Raw genomic sequence first — 16397 nt, forward strand, 5'->3', positions numbered from 1 at the left:
GTGGAGGTCCTGTGTCCTACATCAAGCCCGCCGAGCTCGCCACACGCATGGTCGATGCCGGCGCCTACAAGCTGCAGCTGTCGACCCGCGACACTCTGATCCGCGCGTTCATGGGCGCCGCGCTCCTCACCATCGCCGCCGCCTTCGCGGTCACGGTCTCGACGCAGACGGGTCAGCCGCTACTGGGCGCCGTCCTGTTCCCGGTCGGTTTCGTGATGCTCTATCTGCTCGGCTACGACCTGCTCACCGGCGTGTTCACGCTCGGACCGCTCGCCGTGCTCGACCGTCGCCCCGGTGCCACGTTCGGTGCACTGATGCGCAACTGGGGTCTCGTCTTCCTCGGCAACTTCGGCGGTGCCTTCCTCGTCGCGATCCTCATGGCCGTGTACTTCACCTACGGATTCTCGACCGCACCCAGCGCCGTGGGCGAGGCGATCAGCGAGATCGGCCACGGGCGCACGGTCGGGTACGCGGATCACGGTGCCGCCGGGATGCTGACGCTCTTCATCCGCGGCGTGCTGTGCAACTGGATGGTCTCCACCGGCGTGGTGCTCGCGATGGTGTCGGACAGCACGATCGGCAAGATCGTCGCGATGTGGCTGCCGATCATGCTCTTCTTCTACATGGGCTTCGAGCACTCGATCGTGAACATGTTCCTGTTCCCCTCCGGACTCCTGATGGGCGCCGACTTCACCGTCTGGGACTACCTCGTCTGGAATGAGCTGCCGACGGTCGTGGGGAACCTCGTCGGCGGACTGCTCTTCGTCGGTCTGCCGATCTACTACACGCACGGCCGCCCGAAGGCGCGGGCCGCACGCGGGGCGCGCCGAACCGAGCGCCGGTCGCGCGTGTCGGTCGTCGAGATGACCGGAGCGGCCGAGCCGGCAGCGGGCCTCGACACCAGCGCGGCTGAGCGGGAGCCGTCGCGGGTCTGACCGGGACGAGCACGGAGAGGGGGCGGATGCTTCGGCATCCGCCCCTCTTTGCGTGCGCGCTCCGGGTCAGGCGGAGCGGAAGCGCTCGATGATGACCTCGGCGATGCGCGGGTCTGCCCCGAGCGGTGCCGAGACGAGGTCCGCTCCGGATCTCTCCACGAGACCGGCGAAGTACCCCGGCGCGAGGACATGGCTCGCGGCGATCACCCGGGAGGCTCCCCGCTCTCGCGCGAAGCTCACGGCGTCCGCGATGCGGGGCTCGATCGCCGACGCGTACCCGATCGTGACCGGCACCGGGATCAGATCGGCGAGGTGCGCCGCCGCCCTGGTGACATCTGCCACCGCCGCAGGATTGCTGGAGCCGGCCGCCGCGAGCACGACGTGGTCGCCCGGAAGCCAGCGATCGTGCACCGCCGTACGCAGCCGCGCGCGCAGGACCTCGGCGATCAGCGGGTGGGTGCCCAAGGGCTCCCCCTGCCGCACGTTGTCGTACGGACGGACGGCGCTCGCGATATCGACCGCGGTGTGGAAACCCACGGAGAGCAGCAGCGGCACCACGACGACGTCATCGTCGAGATGCTCCTGTTCGACGACCTCGGGCACCGCCGGTTCCTGCACGTCGACGAAGGCTTGGACGACGCGGGTGCCCGGGATACGTGCGCGCACGAGATCGACGATGTCTGCGACCGTGCGGCGTCCGGCGGGGGAATCCGTGCCGTGGGAGCAGGCGACGAGGGTGGTCATCGGGGTTCCTCCACGGTGAGTCGATAGCCGCGTTTGACGATGGTCTGGATCGCTGCAGCCCCGCCCAGTGCCTCGCGCAGCCGGGCGACCGCCATCTCCACGGCGTGGGCGCTCTCGCCCCCTCGGGGCAGGGCGAGCCCCAGTTCCTCGCGGGAGAGCACGCGTCCGGCGGCATCGAAGAGCTCGCTCAGGATGCTCGCACCAGCGCGGGAGAGCGGAACGAAGGCGCCGTCGATCAGGACACCGCCGCTGCGCATCTCCATCGCACCGAGAGCCGTCTGCAGCTGCGGGGCGGCACCCGAGGCGTAATGATCGACCACGCAGCGCACCAGCGACCCCAAGCGGCCGCGCGCAGCCAGAGTGGCCTTGAGCCCGGCATCCGCGAGCGGGGCGGCCGTGATCGGTCCGACGGCGGCGAGCAGCAGGCGTCCGGATGCGGCCCGGCGACGGATCGACTCGAGCGCGTCGGCACGGATGGCCGTCCTCACCCACTCGGCGGCACCGGGTGCGGAGGTGAAGAGCACGGCGTCCACTTCACCAGCTCCCGCCTGCACGACGGAGCGGCGCACGATCTGAGGGTCCGGCGGCGGCCCCCAGCGATACACGGTGATACTGACCACGTCCGCTCCCAGCCCCGACAGAAGGGTGTCGAGCCCGTCGGCGCCCGCTCCATGATGCTGGATCGCGATGCGCCGCCCGGCCACCCCTTCGGCGGCGAGGTACTCCCCCACTTCTGCGGAGGTCTCGGACTCGGCCACCCAATCGGCCACGAAGCCCGCCTGCTGGATGGCCCCGTGCGCCTTGGGTCCTCGCGCGATGAACTGCGCCCCGGCCAGCGCGCCCGTGAGGTCTTCGGCCAGGTCGTTCTCGTGCGCGGCATCGATCCACCCGCGGAAACCCACGCCGGTCGTCACGATCACGATGTCAGGAGGCGACGCGATGAGATCGCGGGTGCGGGCGATGAGCACCTCATCGTCTTCATTGGGGATGATGCTCAGGGCGGGCGCGCGGTAGACCTGGCCTCCGCGTCGCTCGAGAGCCGAGACGAGATCGCCGGACCGCCTGTCAGCGGCCACGACGATGGTGCATCCGGCCAGGACCGGAGTCAGTGGAGCACGGATCGTCACGCCAGGACAGCCCCGATCGATTCCGATGTCGGGAGCAGCAGCCCCGCGCTCGCGACCTCGCCGATCACGATGACCGCCGGATTGCGCAGACCGACGGCCCGCGCATCGGCGACGGCCTGGCCGAGCGTGGTCCGCGTCGTCCGCTGCTGCGCCGTCTGGCCGCTCTCGACGAAAGCCATCGGCCGATCGGCCCGCACACCGTGCGCGAGTGCCACGGTGACCAGACGTTCGAGGGCGGCCACGCCCATCAGGATCACCGTGGTCACCGTCGGGTCGGCCAACGCCGCGAGCGTGCCCTCGCCGATCGCACCCTGACCGTTCACGACGTGGAAAGCCGCGGCCGTGCCTCGATGTGTGACGGGGATGCCGGCCGCCTGCGGAACGGCGATCGCGCTCGAGATCCCCGGGGTGACGTCGACGGGTATGCCCGCGGCGAGACATGCCTGCATCTCCTCGCCGCCGCGTCCGAAGACGAACGGGTCCCCGCCCTTGAGCCGGACGACGCGTCGCCCCTCGGCTGCCCGCGCCACGATGATCCGGTTGATCTCGTCCTGCGGCACGGGGTGCCGCCCGGGAAGCTTCCCCACGTCGATCACCTCGACGTCGGGATCGAGCCCGCGGACGATCTCCGCCGCCGGCCCCAGCCGGTCGGTCACGACGACGTCCGCTTCGGCGATCAGGCGCCGCGCGCGCACGGTCATCAGGTCCACAGGCCCCGGTCCGCCTCCCACCAGGTCGACGCGTCCGCTCCGACCGGCACGGCGCCGCCGCAGGGGCAGGCGGCCGTCGCCCACGAGATCGACGATCGCATCCCGCACGGCGACAGAACGACGCGGGTCCGCACCGACCGTACTGGTCACCGCGACGGTCACGTCGCCGATCTCGGCCTGTGCGGTGAGCCTGGTCGACCCATGGGCGCCGTCGGATGCATTGATGCAGAGGATCCGCGTGCGCTCGCAGCGCTCCGCGACATCGCGGTCGACGCGGGCGTCGCCGGTGGCCGCGTGTACGAGCCACGCCCCGGCGAGATCCGATCCGCGGAAGCGACCGGCGCGCCAGACGAGACCGTGCAGCTCGACCAGCCGCGCGGTGTCCGGATGCAGGACGGGGGCGACGATCCGCACTCGCGCCCCTTCATCGAGGAACCGGCGGATCCTCTTCGCCGCGACTGCGCCACCACCCACCAGCAGCACGTCGCGTCCAGTGAGGTCGACACCCAACATGACCGTCATCGGATCTCCTCGATGTTCAGCTCGATCTGACCGTCTCGCACGGTCACGTCCCAGACCCGCAGCGTCGCCGGGGCCTTGCCCTGGGTGTCGAGGCATTCGCCCGTGCGCAGGTCGAAGACCTGCTTGTGCATCGGCGAGGCCAGCGTCGGCACATCGCCCCGCGTGCCCACGATCCCTCGCGACATCACATGGGCGCCGCTGTAGGGATCGAGATTGGACACCGCGTGCACCGAGCCATCGGCGAGGAGGAAGAGCGCGATCTGTACGGTGCCGAACAGCGCCGCCCTGCCTCGCTCCACCTCGAGGTCGCTGAGGGCGCACACACGAACGCGCGTTCCGGTGTCAGCACTGAGCGTCATCGTCGCACCTCCAGAGTCGTGCCGGCGATCATGACGCTCGCGTCCGATCGTTCCTCCGTCGTCGCCGGCCGCACCTGACCGCGCTCGGACACGTAGGCCAGAGAAGGGTCAGGGGTGTCGGTCGCATTTACGAAGGACTCGAAGCGCCGCAGCTTCACCGGGTCACGCAGGGTCGCCGCCCACTCGTCCTCATAACGATCGACGTGCACGCTCATGGCCGTGTCGAGGTCATCGCAGATGCCGAGGCTGTCGTCGAAGATCACCTCGCGGAGACCGTCCAGCCCGCCGTCGAGCTCGGCGCACCACCCTGCCGTGCGCTGGAGGCGGTCCGCCGTGCGGATGTAGTACATGAAGAAGCGGTCGATCGCGCGGATGAGGCCCTCGTCGTCGAGGTCCGCGGCGAGCAGCTCCGCGTGGCGCGGCGAGAAGCCGCCGTTGCCGCCGACGTACATGTTCCACCCCGTCTCGGTGGCGATCACACCGACATCTTTCGACCGGGCCTCCGCACACTCGCGCGCGCAGCCGGACACGCCGACCTTGAGCTTGTGCGGCGCCCGCAGCCCCCGATAACGGAGCTCGAGGCGCACGGCCATGCCGACGGCATCCAGCACCCCGTAGCGGCACCAGGTGGAGCCGACGCACGACTTCACGGTGCGCAGCGCCTTGCCGTACGCCTGTCCCGACTCGAAGCCGGCGTCGACCAGACGCTGCCAGATCTGCGGCAGCTGCTCGAGGCGGGCGCCGAACATATCGATCCGCTGCCCTCCGGTGATCTTCGTGTACAGGCCGTAGGTCTCGGCGATGTTCCCGATCGCGATCAGCCCCGCGGGAGTGACCTCACCGCCGGGCATCCGCGGCACCACCGAGTACGTGCCGTCCTTCTGCATGTTGGCCATCACATGGTCGTTGGTGTCCTGCAGAGCCGCGTTCTCGCCGTCGAGCACGTGCGCTCCGACGAGGACGGACAGGATGCTGGCGAGAGCCGGCTTGCAGATGTCGCAGCCGCGCCCGGTGCCGAAACGGGCGATGATCGCGCTGAACGTCGTGAGTTCCGACACCCGTACCGCGTCGAAGAGTTGGCGGCGCGACATCGAGAAGTGCTCGCACAGGGCGTCGGAGGTCGTCTGACCGAGCTTGGTCAGCTCTTGGCCGACGATCTTCTTGACCGCGAAGATGCAGGAACCGCAGGTGGCGCCCGCCTTGGTGCACGCCTTCACGGCCGAGGCGTCCGTGCACCCTTCGGCGTGGACAGCCTCCCGGATGCGTCCGGCCGTCACATTCGAGCACGAGCAGACGACCGCCTCGGCCGGAAGCTCGTTGTCGGGAAGCGTCGTGCCGCCCTCCGGCATCAGGTAGGCGGAGGGGTCGGCGCCCAGCGCGGCACCCACCAGGGGGCGCAGAGATCCGTAGGCCGAGGCATCGCCGACGAGGATGCCACCGAGCAGGGTCTTCGCGTCGTCGGAGAGGACGAGCTTCTTGTAGACGCCGTTGACCGGGTCGGTGTAGACGACGTCCAGGGCATTCGGCGTGGTCGCGAAGGCGTCTCCGAAGCTCGCCACATCGACACCGGAGAGTTTCAGCTTCGCTGAATCGTCGTAACCGGGGAAGGTCGCATCGCCGCCGAGAAGCCGAGTGGCCGCGACCTCCGCCATGGCGTATCCGGGGGCGACGAGTCCGACGGAGCGTCCTTCGAAGTTGGCGACCTCGCCGATCGCGAGGATGTCGTCGTCGGCGGTGCGGCACCTCGAATCGATCAGGACGCCACCGCTGGGGTGCACGGCGAGATCGGCGACGCGTGCCAGCGAGTCCTGCGGGCGCACGCCGACGGTGAAGATGACGATGTCCGTTCCCTGCATACTGCCGTCCTGGAACTGCAGTGCCGCGACGGAGCCGGAGGCATCCGGGTCGATCCGTGTGGTCCGGGTTCCCGTCCGCACACCGATGCCTTCCGACTCGATCAGCCGGCGCAGGATCCTGCCGCCCGCGAGGTCGAGCTGGGCGGACATGAGCCGGTCGGACGACTGCACCACCGTGCACTCGACGTCGAGGCCCTGCAACGCCCCCGCGGCCTCGAGGCCCAGCAGGCCGCCGCCGATCACCGTCCCGCGCAGTGAGCGTCCCAGCACGGCGCCGCGGTGCTGGACGAACGCGTCGATCGCGGCGACGTCGTCGAGGGTCCGATAGACGAAGCTCCCGGGGAGGTCGGCGCCGTCGACGGCCGGCCTCAGCGCGTAGGAGCCTGTGGCGAGGACGAGTGTCCCGTAGGCGTGCACCGCGCCCGAGCGAGTGCGCACCGTGCGACGAGCCCGATCGATCCCCGTCACGCGATCGTCGCCGATGAAGTGCACCCGATCGTCCTGGAGGGTCTGCGCGTCGAGTGCGAGGTCGTCGGCGCTCGCGCCGGTGAAGAACGAGGTCAGCCCGACACGGTCGTACGGGGCGCGCGCCTCCTCGCCGATGACGGTGACGGTCGGCGCCGAGCCTTCGCCGCGGAGCAGGCTCTCGACGAATCGGTGCGCGACCATTCCCGCCCCCACCACCACGACATCCGACGATGTGCTCTCCCGAACGATCACGAGCCCTCCTCTGTCCGTGGACTCGACGATAGAGACGCGGTGTTTCGCGAAAGGCCGGGCCGGTGTTACGCGGATCGAACGTTCTCCTCACAACTCGATAACAGCCATGTGAGACGGCGCATCACGCGAGTCCGGCGGGGCCGCGCGGGGCGTACTAGGCTGAGCCTCGTCCTTTCCGCCTCCCGCGGGCCCTACCGCGCAAGGAGAATCACGTGTCTGCCACCGAGCCCTCGAAGCCGACTCCCCCCGTCCCCGCACCCCCCGCCGTGCCGATGCCGCCGAAGGCACCCAAGACGGCAGCCGTTGCGCCCGCCGCACCGGCGCCGTCGCCCGTCGCGTCGTCGACCTCCGCAGAATGGGGCCGCGTCTCCGACGACGGCACCGTCGAGGTGCGCGAAGGCGAGGTCTGGCGCGTCGTCGGCCAGTATCCCGACGGCACGCCCGACGAGGCGCTCGCCTACTTCGTGCGCAAGTTCGACGACATCGCCTTCAAGGTGCACACGCTCGAACAGCGCCACCAGGCCGGCGGCGCGTCGGCGAGCGACCTCTCGAAGCAGGCCGGTCACCTCATCGCTGAAGCGACGGATGCCGCGGCCGTCGGCGACCTCGCAGGTCTGCGCGACCGTCTGAACACCCTGACCTCATCGCTGTCCGAAGCCACCGAGCAGGAGGCGCAGCAGGCCAAGGAACTCGTCGACAAGGCGATCGCCGAGCGCACCGTGCTCGTCGAGAAGGCCGAGGCGATCGCGGCGCGCGACCTCAGCAAGGTGCAGTGGAAGCAGGTCACGGCCGAGCTCGGTGAGCTCTTCGACGCGTGGCAGGCTCAGCAGCAGAGCGGTCCCCGCCTCTCCAAGGGCATCTCCCAGCAGCTCTGGAAGCGGTTCCGCGATGCGCGCGCCGTGGTCGACAAGCAGCGTCGCGCCTTCTACTCCGAGCTCGACGATGCGCACAAGAGTGCTCGCGACGTGAAGACCCGTTTGGTCGAGCGCGCCGAGGCTCTCGCACCGCGTGGCACCGACGGGATTCCCGCCTACCGCAACCTGCTCGACGAGTGGAAGGCCGCCGGTCGTGCCGGGCGCAAGGCGGACGACGCACTCTGGGCGCGGTTCAAGGCGGCGGGCGATGCCCTGTACGCCGCTCGCGCCGAGCAGTCCGCCGCCGAGGAAGCGGAATCCGCACCGAAGATCGAGGCCCGCGAGGCTCTTCTCGAAGAGGCCAAGGCCGTCGCCGACGAGTCGAACATCAAGCGCGCTCGCGCACTGCTCACGCGCATCCAGCGTCAGTGGGATGAGATCGGCCGCATCTTCCCGCGGGATAAGGAGCGCGCGCTCGACGACAAGCTCCGCACGATCGAGCAGGGTCTGAAGGCCCGCGAAGACGTGGACTGGAAGAAGAACAACCCCGAGACCAAGGCGCGCGCGAACGACATGAGTTCGCAGCTGCAGGAGGCCATCGAGAAGCTCGAAGCCGAGGTCGCCGCTGCCGAGAAGGCCGGCGACAAGAAGGCGGCGAAGGAAGCCGCCGACGCCCTCGAGGCTCGCCGCGCCTGGCTGAGCGCTCTGGGCGGCTGACCCTTCTCCACAGGTCTCCGCGACCGTCTCGAACGCGGGGTGCACTGCGCCAGACTGGCGTGATGCACCCCGCGTTCCTCTATGTTCCCGGCAAGCGGTTGAGCCAGACCGAACTCAGTGCGGCCCGCATCGACGGCCATGTCGTCGACGTGGGCGACGCATACATCCCTGCCGATCTCGTGGAGGGGCCCGACGTTCGGGCGAGCTCGATCGCTGCGCTCGTCCGGCCGGGCACCGCCGCGTGCCACCAGACGGCCGCCTGGGTCCACGGCGCCGGCGACACGCCGCCGGTCGTGCATCACGTGAAGCGGTGTGTGGAACGCCGGATCCGTCCCGTCACCAGCGCGCGTGTGGTGTTCCACGACACCCTGCTCCCCGATTCCGACGTCCGTACGCTCGGCGGCGTCGCCGTATCCAGCCCGGCCCGCACGATGCTCGACCTCGCGACGACACTGCATCGCGACCCGCGGGTGCTGCCCTGGATGGATCTCCTCGCCGTCGCCTGCCCGGATACCCCCGAGGCGGCGATGAACGCGCTGCAGGACCTTCGACGCGTGCCGGGCAGCCGCATGGGTTCGGCCGCTCTGCAGCGCCTCGCCGTCAGGAGGAGGTGACCCGGTAGACGTCGTAGACGGCGTCGATCCGACGGACCGCGTTCAGCACACGGTCGAGATGCACGGCATCGCCCATCTCGAAGACGAACCGGCTCAGAGCCAACCGCTCATCGGTGGTGGTGACCGTCGCCGAGAGGATGTTGACGTGGTGCTCACTCAGCACGCGCGTCACGTCGGAGAGAAGGCCCGAGCGGTCGAGCGCCTCGACCTGGATCTGCACGCGGAACACGCTCTTCGTCGTGGGAGCCCACGAGACCTCGACGAAGCGGTCCTGCTCGTTGCTGAGCGCCTTGACGTTGACGCAGTCCGCCCGGTGGACCGAGACGCCACTGCCGCGCGTCACGAATCCGACGATCTGGTCACCGGGTACCGGGGTGCAGCACTTGGCCAGCTTCACCAGGATGTCGTTGGCGCCGCGCACGAGGACGCCCGAGTCGCCGGATCGCGGCTCACGCGTCGGAACGCTGCCGGGCAGGTCGATGGCTCCCGTGCTGGGGTCGTTAGCCGCGACCAGGGCCGTGACCTTCTCGAGCACCGACTGCGTCGACACGTGTCCTTCGCCGACGGCGGCGTAGAGCGCGGAGACGTCTTCGTAGTGCAGCCCGCGGGCCACCTCGGCGAACGAGTCCTGGCTCATCAGCTTCTGCAGCGGCAGGTTCTGGCGGCGCATCGCGCGGGCGATGGCCTCCTTGCCCTGCTCGATGGCCTCTTCGCGGCGCTCCTTGGTGAACCAGCCGCGGATCTTGTTCCGCGCTCGCGTGCTCGCGACGAAACCGAGCCAGTCCTGGCTGGGGCCGGCATCGGGGTTCTTCGAGGTGAAGACCTCGACCACGTCGCCGCTCTTGAGCTCCGATTCCAGAGGCACGAGGCGCCCGTTGACCTTCGCACCCATGGTGCGGTGGCCGATCTCCGTGTGCACCGCGTAGGCGAAGTCCACGGGGGTCGCGCTGGCGGGCAGGCCGATCACACGCCCCTTCGGCGTGAAGACGTAGACCTCCTTCGCACCGATCTCGAAGCGCAGCGAGTCGAGGAACTCTCCGGGGTCGGCCGTCTCGGCCTGCCAGTCGGAGATGTGGGCGAGCCACGCCATGTCGGTGTCAGAGGCGCGGACCTCGGTCTTGCCACCGCCGTTCATCCGCTCCTTGTACATCCAGTGCGCCGCCACACCGTACTCGGCCTGCTGGTGCATCTCGTGGGTGCGGATCTGGATCTCGACCGTGCGACCGGCGGGCCCGATGACCGTGGTGTGCAGCGACTGGTAGAGGTTGAACTTCGGCGTGGCGATGTAGTCCTTGAACCGGCCGGGCAGCGGCGTCCAACGCGCGTGGATCGCACCGAGGACGGCATAGCAGTCGCGCACCGAGCCGACGAGCACGCGGATGCCGATCAGGTCGTAGATGTCGTCGAACTCGCGGCCGCGGATGACCATCTTCTGGTACACCGAGTACAGCTGCTTCGGCCGCCCGACGACCTTGCCGCGGATACGGAGGTCGCGCAGATCCTCGTCGATCTCCTCGACGACCTGCGCGAGGTACTTCTCACGCTGCGGGGTCCGCTGCGCGATGAGGCTGTGGATCTCGTTGTAGATCTTCGGGTGCAGCACAGCGAACGAGAGGTCTTCGAGCTCCGACTTGATCGCCTGGATACCGAGACGGTTCGCCAGCGGGGCGTAGATCTCGAGGGTCTCCTTGGCCTTCTTCGTGGCCTTCTCCGGCGGGACGAAACCCCAGGTGCGCGCGTTGTGCAGCCGGTCGGCGAGCTTGATGAGCAGGACCCGGATGTCTTTCGACATCGCCACGATCATCTTGCGGACCGTCTCGGCCTGCGCGCTCTCGCCGTACTTGACCTTGTCGAGCTTGGTCACGCCGTCGACGAGCATCGCGACCTCATCGCCGAACTCGGCGGTGAGATCGGTCAGCGCATAGCCCGTGTCTTCGACCGTGTCGTGCAGGAGCGCCGCGGCGATGGCCCGCGGGCCCAGACCGAGCTCGGCGAGGATCTGCGCGACCGCCAGGGGGTGCGTGATGTACGGCTCGCCGCTCTGGCGCTTCTGCCCCTCGTGCTTCTCCTTCGCGACCGCGTATGCGCGTTCGATGACGGAGAAGTCGCCCTTGGGGTGGTTCGCACGCACCGTACGGATCAGGTTGTCGAGGTCGTTGATGCGGGACGCGCGGGAGAAGATGCGGGGAACCAGTCGTCGCAGACTCGAACCCTGCGATGACGTCTGCGGTTCCGCCATCAACTCACCTCCCGATCAATTCATCCTACGCGTGCTGAGGGCGCCGAGCTCCCGCCCGGAGCACCCTCGGGCCGGACCCGTCAGGCTTCGACGGACGCCCGGCTGCGAGCCTCGCGGATGCGGGCGTCGCGCTCCTTGAGCTGCGGCTCGTTCTCGCGGAACAGCGAGTACAGCGGAGCGGCAACGAAGAGCGTGGAGTACGTCGCGACGAGGATGCCGACGAAGATCGACAGCGAGATGTCGGTGAGCGATTCCGCACCGAGCCAGAAGGCTCCGATGAAGAGCACGGCCCCAACCGGCAGGGCCGCGACCACAGACGTGTTGATGGAGCGCACGAGCGTCTGGTTCACGGCGAGGTTCACCGATTCACCGAACAGCCGCGCGGACTTCTCCCCGTCTTCGGTGGTGTTCTCTCTGACCTTGTCGAACACGACCGTGGTGTCGTACAGCGAGTACGCCAGGATCGTGAGGAAGCCGATGACGGCGGCCGGAGAGATCTCGAAGCCGGCCAGCGCGTAGACGCCGACCGTGATGACGAGCACGTCGAGAAGGCCGATGATCGCCGCCGCCGACATCTTCCACGTGCGGAAGTAGATCGCGAGGATCAGGAAGGTGAGGGCGAGGAAGATCGCGAGACCCCACAGCGACTGCTTCGTGACGTTCTCACCCCAGGCCGGGCCGATGAACGACGACGTCACATTGGCGGGCTCCACACCGTAGGCGTCGGCGAGGGCTTCAGCGACGTCCTGCGTCTCGGCGGCGCTCATCTGGTCGGTCTGGACGCGGATGTCCTTCCCGTTCAGGACGACGACCTTGGTCGCGGCTCCCGGGACGACCGACTGGACGGCCTCCTTCGCGGTGTCCTGATCGACCGTGTCGGGCGCCTGCACCGTGAACTGGGACCCGCCGGTGAACTCGATGGAGAACTGGATGGGCCGGATGAGCGGCACGAGGGCCGAACCGACGACCAGGATGATCGCGATGATGAACCACAGGCGACGCTTGCCGACGAACGGGAAGGAGGTCTTGCCGGAATAGAGGTTGTTTCCGAACTCATTCATGGAAGGCATCAGGCGTCTCCCTCACTTCCGGGCTTGGTGGGTCTGTCGCCCGCGAGTGCCTCGGCGCGCTTTCGTTCTGCGATCGTCTGGCGGCGATCCGCCTCGGCGCGAGAGCGGGCGTTCTTCGCACCGCGACCTGCCGATGCCGTCGTGACCTCCCGGTACTGGGACCGGCTTCGGTACACCGCACCGAGGGCCTCGGGATCGAGGCCCGAGAGCTTGTGACCGCCGCCGAAGAATCGGGTGCGCGCGAGAAGCTGCATGACCGGGTGCGTGAAGATCACGAAGATGAACACGTCGATGAGGGTCGTGAGGCCGAGCGTGAACGCGAAGCCCTTCACCGTGGCGTCGGCGAGGATGTACAGCACGACCGCCGCGAGGATGTTGATCGACTTCGAGATGTAGATCGTGCGCTTCGCGCGACCCCAGCCGTCTTCAACCGCGGCGGTGATCGACTTCCCGTCGCGGAGTTCGTCTCGTATTCGTTCGAAGTAGACGATGAACGAGTCGGCGGTGAAACCGATCGACACGATCAGGCCGGCGACGCCGGCGAGCGAGAGACGGAATCCGAGGCGCCAGGCCAGGATGCAGATGATGATGTAGGTGAGGACGGCCATCACCGCGATCGAGGCGATGATCACCGACCCGAGTGCTCGGTACACGATCAGCGAATAGATCGCGACGAGCGCGAGACCGATGAGTCCCGCGATCAGACCGATCTGCAGCTGCTGGGTTCCCAGCGTCGCCGAGATGGTGTCGGAGCTCTGCACGACGAAGCTGAGCGGCAGGGCACCGAACTTCAGCTGGTCGGCGAGGGTCGTCGCGGTCTCCTGCGTGAAGCTGCCAGAGATGCTGGGACGGCCGTCGAGGATGACGCCGTTCATCCGCGGCGCGCTGATGACGTCGCCGTCGAGCACGAATGCGAACTGATCACGCGGGGACAGTCCGTCGATGCGGTTCTGGTTGAGCCGCGTGCTGACCTTGCCGAAGGCGTCGCCGCCCTCGCCGTTCATGGTCAGCTGCACGATCCACGCGCCGGACTTCTGGTCGCGACCCGCGGAGGCGTCGGTGATCGCGGTGCCGTCGAGCTCCGTCGGGCCGAGGAGGAACTTCTGCGCCTTGTCCGGGGAGCAGGCGACGACCGGCTGGTCCTTCGGGGCCCGAGCGGGGTCGTTGTCCGGGTTCTCGCAGTCGTAGGCCTGGAACTCCGCTGCCAGCTTGTCCGTCACCCAGGACAGGTCGCTCGCGTCGGTCGGCTCGGCGGTCGGCGTCGCATTCAGTGACGGGTCCGGGCTGGGGTACGGAGTGGAGTTCCCGTCCTCCCCGACGAACTCGGTGCTCGCGGCCGTCGTGTAGAGCACGGGTCGCAGCTCGAGCTGCGCGCTCGCCTGGATCCGCTCACGCGTCTGCGCATCCGCCTCGCCAGGGATCTGGACGACGATGTTCTGTCCGCCCTCGGTCGTGATGTCGGCCTCGGCCACACCCGACGCGTCCACGCGCTGGCGGATGATCGCCGCGGCCTGGTCGAGCTGCTCCTGCGTGGGCGCCGCACCGTCCTCGGTCTCTGCACTGAGGACGATCTGGGTGCCACCCTGCAGGTCGAGTGCGAGCTCGGGCGTCCAGGAGCTGACCGGCTGTCCTTCGGCGTCCTTGATGACGTATACGCCCAGCGAGTTGATGCCGAAGAGCACACCCGTCACCAGGAGCAGGCCGAGCAGGACCCGCCAGGCGTGACGGACGGGAGAAGATGAAGCCACGTGTGTTCAGCTTTCTGGGAGGACGGAGATCCGAAGGGCCGCGTCGGCCGCGGAGATTACTTGTCGTCGGCGTCGCGCTCGAGGCGAGCGCGCGTCTCCTCGGGGGTCTCGAGCGCGGGGGCGGCTGCGTCGTCGACGGCCGGCTCCTCGATCACGTCGACGGGTGCGTCGATGATCGCATCCTTGGGCTCGACCACGCGGAGGATCGCCTGGCTGTGCACGTCGATGATGGTTCCCGGAGCGATCTCGACGAGAGCCGGCGTGTCGAGGTCATCGGGGTCGTACGAGACGATCGTGCCGTAGATGCCGCCCTGCAGGAGCACCTTGGCGCCGGGAACGGTCTTGGTCGCCTTCTCCTCCTGATCGGCCTTCATCTGCTTCGTGCGCTTGCGCGTGTTGAAGATCATGAAGACGAGGAGGACGGCGAGAAGGCCGAAGAGCAGGAATTCCATGGGCATGGGGGAAGCGCCTTTCTCAGGTGCACGCTCCAGCCTTTGGGCGCGCGAAGGTAACCGGGAAGTCTTCAGTGATTATAGGTCATCCAACTTAAGCATCCCGTCCGGATGCGCGACGCCGAGGTGCGCGTAGGCCTCCGGCATCGCCACACGACCGCGCGGAGTGCGCCCGAGGAAGCCGATGCGCACCAGGTACGGTTCCACCACGCTCTCCACGGTCTCACCCTCTTCGCCGACCGCCACGGCGAGCGTGCTCAGGCCGACCGGGCCCCCGCGGAAACGGCGGACCAGAGCTTCCAGCACCGCACGGTCCAGCCGGTCGAGGCCGATCGAGTCGACGTCGTAGAGTTCGAGCGCCGCGCGTACGTCATGGATCGTGGCGCCACCCCCGCCGTGCACGAGGGCGTAGTCACGCACCCTGCGCAGCAGGCGGTTCGCGATGCGAGGTGTGCCTCGGGAGCGGCGCGCGATCTCGGAGAGCGCATCGGTCGGCACGTCGACGCCCAGGACAGAGGCCGAGCGGGCGATGACCTGCTCGAGCTCGGACTCGTCGTAGAACTCCAGGTGTCCGGTGAATCCGAAACGGTCGCGCAGCGGATTCGGCAGCAGACCGGATCGCGTCGTGGCTCCGACGAGCGTGAAGGGTGACAGCTCGAGCGGAATGCTCGTCGCTCCCGCACCCTTGCCGACCATGATGTCGATCCGGTAGTCCTCCATCGCGAGGTACAGCATCTCTTCGGCGGAGCGTGCCATGCGGTGGATCTCGTCGATGAAGAGCACCTCCCCCGGCACCAAGCTGGAGAGCAGTGCGGCGAGGTCGCCGGCGTGCTGGATGGCCGGGCCGCTCGACAGGCGAAGCGGGCGCTGGCTCTCGTGCGCCACGATCATCGCCAGCGTCGTCTTGCCGAGCCCCGGGGGGCCGGCGAGCAGAATGTGGTCGGCAGGGCGGCTCTGGATGCGTGCGGCGTCGAGCAGCAGCTGCAACTGCCCGCGCACCTTCTGCTGTCCGACGAAATCGCCGAGGCTCGTCGGGCGCAGCGCGCCCTCGATCGCCAGTTCGGTCTCATCCGAGGGCTCGGTCGCGTCGAGGGGATCAGACACGCGCCTGGCCTCCCTGCGCAGGGCCGAGCAGCGCGAGAGTTCGCCGCAGCAGCAGGGCCACAGTCGCCCGCTCCGCCTCCGTGGCTTCGGCCGCCGTCTGCGCCGCGGCCTCGGCGGCGACCTTCTCCGACCAGCCGAGGCCGACCAGCGCCGCAGCCACCTGCGTGACGACATCGGTGCCGCCCGACACCACCGGCCTCGACGGTGCCGCGAAGGCCTGCACCTTGCCGGCGAGCTGCAGCACGATGAGTTTCGCCGTCTTGGGTCCGATACCCGAGACCCGTCGGAACGGCGCGTCATCTTCCGCTGTCACGGCTTCGGCGATCTGATCGCCCGTGAGGTGCGAGAGCACTCCCAACGCCGATTTCGGCCCGACGCCGGTCACGCTGATCAGCAGGCCGAAGATCTCAAGCTCGCCGCGATCCGCGAAGCCGAACAGGGAGAGCGAGTCCTCACGGACGATGAGGCTCGTGTGCAAGAGGAGCTTCTCCCCCACGGTCGCGGTGTGTGCGACATCGGCAGGGACGGCGACGGCGAACCCGACACCACCCACGTCGATGACGACCTGATCGGACGTCGCATGCTGGACGACGCCGTGCAGTGAGGAGATCATCCCCTCAGCCTAG

At 68.6% G+C, this 16397-nt stretch carries 14 protein-coding genes; 3 read left to right on the forward strand and 11 right to left on the reverse strand.

Going from position 1 to position 16397, the window contains the following annotated elements:
• Positions 1–11 precede the first annotated feature (11 nt).
• Entirely contained in the window at positions 12–935 is a 924-nt protein-coding gene (locus tag BQ2383_RS16650; RefSeq protein ID WP_244176035.1) for a formate/nitrite transporter family protein, read from the forward strand.
• A 66-nt stretch (positions 936–1001) separates the two neighbouring features.
• Here the strand turns inward: BQ2383_RS16650 and BQ2383_RS16655 are convergent, their stop codons facing one another.
• Genes BQ2383_RS16655 through nirB form a run of 5 tightly spaced genes read right to left on the reverse strand, consistent with a single transcriptional unit; the run spans position 1002 to position 6973 of the window.
• Positions 1002–1679, reverse strand: coding sequence for a sirohydrochlorin chelatase (locus BQ2383_RS16655; protein ID WP_091036484.1), 678 nt, complete (start codon positions 1677–1679; stop codon positions 1002–1004).
• Positions 1676–2806 (reverse strand): uroporphyrinogen-III synthase, encoded by a 1131-nt coding sequence (locus tag BQ2383_RS16660; protein ID WP_091036487.1) that lies wholly within the window; start codon positions 2804–2806, stop codon positions 1676–1678. The genes BQ2383_RS16655 and BQ2383_RS16660 overlap by 4 nt, the downstream gene beginning before the upstream one ends.
• Entirely contained in the window at positions 2803–4038 is a 1236-nt protein-coding gene (gene cobA / locus BQ2383_RS16665) for a uroporphyrinogen-III C-methyltransferase (protein WP_091036491.1), read from the reverse strand. Before cobA ends, BQ2383_RS16660 begins: the two co-directional genes overlap by 4 nt.
• Entirely contained in the window at positions 4035–4397 is a 363-nt protein-coding gene (nirD, locus tag BQ2383_RS16670) for a nitrite reductase small subunit NirD (RefSeq protein WP_091036494.1), read from the reverse strand. Before nirD ends, cobA begins: the two co-directional genes overlap by 4 nt.
• Positions 4394–6973, reverse strand: coding sequence for a nitrite reductase large subunit NirB (gene nirB / locus BQ2383_RS16675; protein WP_091036497.1), 2580 nt, complete (start codon positions 6971–6973; stop codon positions 4394–4396). The genes nirD and nirB overlap by 4 nt, the downstream gene beginning before the upstream one ends.
• A gap of 212 nt (positions 6974–7185) precedes the next feature.
• Here nirB and BQ2383_RS16680 point away from each other — a divergent pair, with 212 nt between their 5' ends.
• Both BQ2383_RS16680 and BQ2383_RS16685 read left to right on the forward strand, forming a co-directional pair.
• Positions 7186–8544: a DUF349 domain-containing protein gene (locus BQ2383_RS16680; RefSeq protein ID WP_208617691.1), complete on the forward strand. Its 1359-nt coding sequence runs from the start codon at positions 7186–7188 to the stop codon at positions 8542–8544.
• A 62-nt stretch (positions 8545–8606) separates the two neighbouring features.
• Positions 8607–9158 carry a type IV toxin-antitoxin system AbiEi family antitoxin gene (locus BQ2383_RS16685; RefSeq protein WP_091036498.1) on the forward strand — a complete coding sequence of 184 codons (552 nt, stop codon included), beginning with the start codon at positions 8607–8609 and terminating at the stop codon, positions 9156–9158.
• Here BQ2383_RS16685 and BQ2383_RS16690 read toward each other — a convergent pair.
• The 6 genes from BQ2383_RS16690 to ruvA all read right to left on the reverse strand — a co-directional run bounded on the left by BQ2383_RS16690 (position 9145) and on the right by ruvA (position 16384).
• Positions 9145–11397 (reverse strand): RelA/SpoT family protein, encoded by a 2253-nt coding sequence (locus BQ2383_RS16690; RefSeq protein WP_091036501.1) that lies wholly within the window; start codon positions 11395–11397, stop codon positions 9145–9147. The genes BQ2383_RS16685 and BQ2383_RS16690 overlap by 14 nt on opposite strands.
• Positions 11398–11477: 80 nt before the next feature.
• Entirely contained in the window at positions 11478–12467 is a 990-nt protein-coding gene (gene secF, locus BQ2383_RS16695; protein WP_091036504.1) for a protein translocase subunit SecF, read from the reverse strand.
• Entirely contained in the window at positions 12467–14215 is a 1749-nt protein-coding gene (gene secD, locus BQ2383_RS16700) for a protein translocase subunit SecD (protein ID WP_091036506.1), read from the reverse strand. The genes secF and secD overlap by 1 nt, the downstream gene beginning before the upstream one ends.
• Before the next feature lie 56 nt (positions 14216–14271).
• Positions 14272–14667: a preprotein translocase subunit YajC gene (locus tag BQ2383_RS16705; protein WP_091036508.1), complete on the reverse strand. Its 396-nt coding sequence runs from the start codon at positions 14665–14667 to the stop codon at positions 14272–14274.
• A gap of 78 nt (positions 14668–14745) precedes the next feature.
• Positions 14746–15771, reverse strand: coding sequence for a Holliday junction branch migration DNA helicase RuvB (gene ruvB, locus BQ2383_RS16710; protein WP_091036510.1), 1026 nt, complete (start codon positions 15769–15771; stop codon positions 14746–14748).
• Complete coding sequence (ruvA, locus tag BQ2383_RS16715; RefSeq protein ID WP_091036513.1) at positions 15764–16384, reverse strand: Holliday junction branch migration protein RuvA; 621 nt, start codon at positions 16382–16384, stop codon at positions 15764–15766. The genes ruvB and ruvA overlap by 8 nt, the downstream gene beginning before the upstream one ends.
• Between the last annotated feature and the right edge of the window lie 13 nt (positions 16385–16397).

The organism is Microbacterium oxydans (assembly GCF_900095745.1).
In the GTDB taxonomy this organism is placed as follows: domain Bacteria; phylum Actinomycetota; class Actinomycetes; order Actinomycetales; family Microbacteriaceae; genus Microbacterium; species Microbacterium oxydans_B.

Bases quoted from the DNA above. Each gene is read 5' to 3' on its own strand.
- BQ2383_RS16690 (WP_091036501.1), bottom strand. From the start codon at position 11,397: ATGGCGGAACCGCAGACGTCATCGCAGGGTTCGAGTCTGCGACGACTG.
- cobA (WP_091036491.1), bottom strand. From the start codon at position 4,038: ATGACGGTCATGTTGGGTGTCGACCTCACTGGACGCGACGTGCTGCTG.
- nirD (WP_091036494.1), bottom strand. From the start codon at position 4,397: ATGACGCTCAGTGCTGACACCGGAACGCGCGTTCGTGTGTGCGCCCTC.
- BQ2383_RS16705 (WP_091036508.1), bottom strand. From the start codon at position 14,667: ATGGAATTCCTGCTCTTCGGCCTTCTCGCCGTCCTCCTCGTCTTCATG.
- secF (WP_091036504.1), bottom strand. From the start codon at position 12,467: ATGCCTTCCATGAATGAGTTCGGAAACAACCTCTATTCCGGCAAGACC.
- BQ2383_RS16655 (WP_091036484.1), bottom strand. From the start codon at position 1,679: ATGACCACCCTCGTCGCCTGCTCCCACGGCACGGATTCCCCCGCCGGA.
- ruvA (WP_091036513.1), bottom strand. From the start codon at position 16,384: ATGATCTCCTCACTGCACGGCGTCGTCCAGCATGCGACGTCCGATCAG.
- BQ2383_RS16685 (WP_091036498.1), top strand. From the start codon at position 8,607: ATGCACCCCGCGTTCCTCTATGTTCCCGGCAAGCGGTTGAGCCAGACC.